Here is a 3,659-nt window from a genome sequence, read left to right on the forward strand (position 1 = left end):
ATCGCCTTAAGTAAGAGGCTGATCTCAGTTTGGTGCTTTGTGTCGTCATAGTAATCCGCAAGGGTGAACGGCGTTATAAAGCGAGCATATGTTATAGGTTGTTTCCTCGACCTCGCATGTGTCTGCCAGCTGAAACGAACAGCGTTGTCCAAGTCAAGTACACTAACCCGAACAACGACGTTTGCCTCCTGCACGGACGGCAGACTATCTGCGTTGTTCATTGTTCTTTATCTTCCAGGCGGGTCTGACGACATCAGAAGCCTGGGTCCAAGATAAAGAGCGGGAAAATTATGTATGCTTTTGGTTCAGAAACAGAGATCACATTGCTTACCAGCTTGTGTGGTCGCGAATGACGCAAGTCTTTCTCTTTCTGGATCAAATCAAGCGCGAGAAGGGCGTTTGGTGAATGCCTTGGCAGTAAGAGGCGATGAAAGACGTGATACTCTGCGATAAGCCATGAGGAGCTGAGAATAAGCTTTGATCCATGGATTTCTGAATGGGGCAACCCACCTGACAGTTTGTTATAATAGCTCTTGAGCTGCTTATAACTTACTGAACCAGGTACTTTTAGACTGAATACATAGGTTTAAAAGAGCAAACCCGGGGAACTGAAACATCTAAGTACCCGGAGGAAAGGACATCAATTGATACTCCCCTAGTAGCGGCGAGCGAACGGGGACCAGCCGAGCCTTGAATGTGATCAGAATGTGTTGGGAAGCACAGCCATAGTGGGTGATAGCCCCGTATGAGAAGCATGATGGGACGTATTAAGTAGGGCGGAACACGTGAAATTCTGTCTGAAGATCGGAGGACCACCTTCGAAGGCTAAGTACTCCTTACTGACCGATAGTGAACCAGTACCGTGAGGGAAAGGTGAAAAGCACCCCGACGAGGGGAGTGAAACAGCTCCTGAAACCGAACGCCTACAATCAGTTGGAGGCCCCTTGAGGGCTGACAGCGTACCTTTTGTATAATGGGTCATCGACTTGGTCTATCTAGCAAGCTTAAGCCGTTAGGTGTAGGCGCAGCGAAAGCGAGTCTTAATAGGGCGCATGAGTTAGGTGGATCAGACCCGAAACCGAGTGATCTAGGCATGGCCAGGTTGAAGGTGCAGTAACATGCACTGGAGGACCGAACCCACATCTGTTGAAAAAGATCGGGATGAGCTGTGCCTAGGGGTGAAAGGCCAATCAAACTCGGAGATAGCTGGTTCTCTGCGAAATCTATTTAGGTAGAGCGTCGTACGAATACCCCGGGGGGTAGAGCACTGGATGGGTAATGGGGCCCCACAGGCTTACTGATCCTAACCAAACTCCGAATACCCGGGAGTACTATACGGCAGACACACTGCGGATGCTAACGTCCGTAGTGGAGAGGGAAACAACCCTGACCTACGACTAAGGCCCCTAATTCATGGCTAAGTGGGAAAGCAGGTGGGACGACCAAAACAACCAGGAGGTTGGCTTAGAAGCAGCCATCCTTTAAAGATAGCGTAACAGCTCACTGGTCTAATTAAGTTGTCCTGCGGCGAAGATGTAACGGGGCTCAAGCCATGAGCCGAAGTCTAGGATGCATTTATTGCATGGTAGCAGAGCGTAGTGTGACATAGTTCCAATCCTCTTTAGCTTTCCTCTGGAAAGTCCTGGAGGATATGGAGCTTTCGATGAAGCCGGGGCGTGAGCCATCCGGTGGAGAGATCACTAGTGAGAATGATGACATGAGTAGCGACAAAGAGTGTGAGAGACACTCTCGCCGAAAGTCCAAGGGTTCCTGCTTAAAGCTAATCTGAGCAGGGTAAGCCGGCCCCTAAGCCGAGGGCGAAAGCCGTAGGCGATGGGAACTAGGTTAATATTCCTAGGCCAGGAGGATGTGACGGATCTCGAAGGTAGTTTGTCCTTATTGGATTGAACAGGCTGCTTAGAGGTTCCTGGAAATAGCCCTCCATGAGACCGTACCCTAAACCAACACAGGTGGACTGGTAGAGAATACCAAGGCGCTTGAGAGAACTATCTTGAAGGAACTCGGCAAAATACCTCCGTAAGTTCGCGAGAAGGAGGCCCAGTTTCTACGCAAGTATTGACTGGGGGCACAAACCAGGGGGTGGCGACTGTTTACTAAAAACACAGGGCTCTGCGAAGTCGCAAGACGACGTATAGGGTCTGACGCCTGCCCGGTGCCTGAAGGTTAAAAGGAGGGGTGAGAGCTCCGAATTGAAGCCCAGGTAAACGGCGGCCGTAACTATAACGGTCCTAAGGTAGCGAAATTCCTTGTCGGGTAAGTTCCGACCTGCACGAATGGCGTAACGACTTCCCCGCTGTCTCCAAGATAGACTCAGCGAAATTGAATTGCCTGTCAAGATGCAGGCTTCCCGCGGTTAGACGGAAAGACCCCGTGCACCTTTACTACAGCTTCACATTGGCATTAGGCCGAGCATGTGCAGGATAGGTGGTGGGCTTTGAAACCAAAACGCCAGTTTTGGTGGAGCCTCCCTTGAGATACCACCCTTGCTCTGCTTGATGTCTAACCGCGGTCCGTTATCCGGATCCGGGACCCTGTGTGGCGGGTAGTTTGACTGGGGCGGTCGCCTCCTAAAGCGTAACGGAGGCGCGCGAAGGTTGGCTCAGAGCGGTCGGAAATCGCTCGTTGAGTGCAATGGCAGAAGCCAGCCTGACTGCGAGACTGACAAGTCGAGCAGAGTCGAAAGACGGCCATAGTGATCCGGTGGTCCCGAGTGGAAGGGCCATCGCTCAACGGATAAAAGGTACGCCGGGGATAACAGGCTGATACTGCCCAAGAGTCCATATCGACGGCAGTGTTTGGCACCTCGATGTCGGCTCATCTCATCCTGGGGCTGGAGCAGGTCCCAAGGGTACGGCTGTTCGCCGTTTAAAGAGGTACGTGAGCTGGGTTTAGAACGTCGTGAGACAGTTCGGTCCCTATCTGCCGTGGGTGTAGGATACTTGAGAGGAGTTGCCCCTAGTACGAGAGGACCGGGGTGAACGATCCACTGGTGTACCAGTTGTTCCGCCAGGAGCAGTGCTGGGTAGCTATGATCGGACAGGATAACCGCTGAAGGCATCTAAGCGGGAAGCCCCCCTCAAAACAAGGTATCCCTGAGGACCGAGGTAGACCACCTCGTCGATAGGCCAGAGATGTAAGTGCGGTAACGCATTCAGTTGACTGGTACTAATGGTCCGATAGGCTTGATTTGATCCAGTAAAAGACAGACTTATACTAGATAAATCAAAAGCATACACACAACACAATCAGCGTACTGACTTGGACAACAACACTATCATGAGGCCGTTTACTCGGTTTGGTGATCATAGCGCGAGTGAAACACCCGGTCCCATCCCGAACCCGGCCGTTAAGCACCGTAGCGCCGATGGTACTGCATCTTAAGGTGTGGGAGAGTAGGTCATCGCCAGACCTAGTAAACGACCTCACGATACGTATCTCTCAAAACGATCAACAGAATACCTTCAGAACAAAAAAACGTCCTGAAGGGCGACAGATCTCAATCCAAACCGGTAAGAGATCAACGGGGGAAATGAGCAAAACACGCTCAACCCATAAAAGCGTCGCGGGATGGAGCAGCCCGGTAGCTCGTCAGGCTCATAACCTGAAGGTCGTAGGTTCAAATCCTACTCCCGCAACCA

General features: G+C 51.5%; 1 tRNA gene and 2 rRNA genes. All 3 read left to right on the forward strand.

Going from position 1 to position 3,659, the window contains the following annotated elements:
* Window positions 1-378 precede the first annotated feature (378 nt).
* The 3 genes from ABWV47_RS21025 to ABWV47_RS21035 all read left to right on the forward strand — a co-directional run bounded on the left by ABWV47_RS21025 (window position 379) and on the right by ABWV47_RS21035 (window position 3,659).
* A 23S ribosomal RNA gene (locus ABWV47_RS21025) occupies window positions 379-3,211 on the forward strand.
* 104 nt (window positions 3,212-3,315) lie between these two features.
* Window positions 3,316-3,430 (forward strand): 5S ribosomal RNA (gene rrf / locus ABWV47_RS21030).
* 152 nt (window positions 3,431-3,582) lie between these two features.
* Window positions 3,583-3,659, forward strand: a tRNA-Met gene (locus ABWV47_RS21035).

Source organism: Shimia sp. NS0008-38b (assembly GCF_040370365.1).
Classification (GTDB): Bacteria; Pseudomonadota; Alphaproteobacteria; order Rhodobacterales; family Rhodobacteraceae; genus Shimia.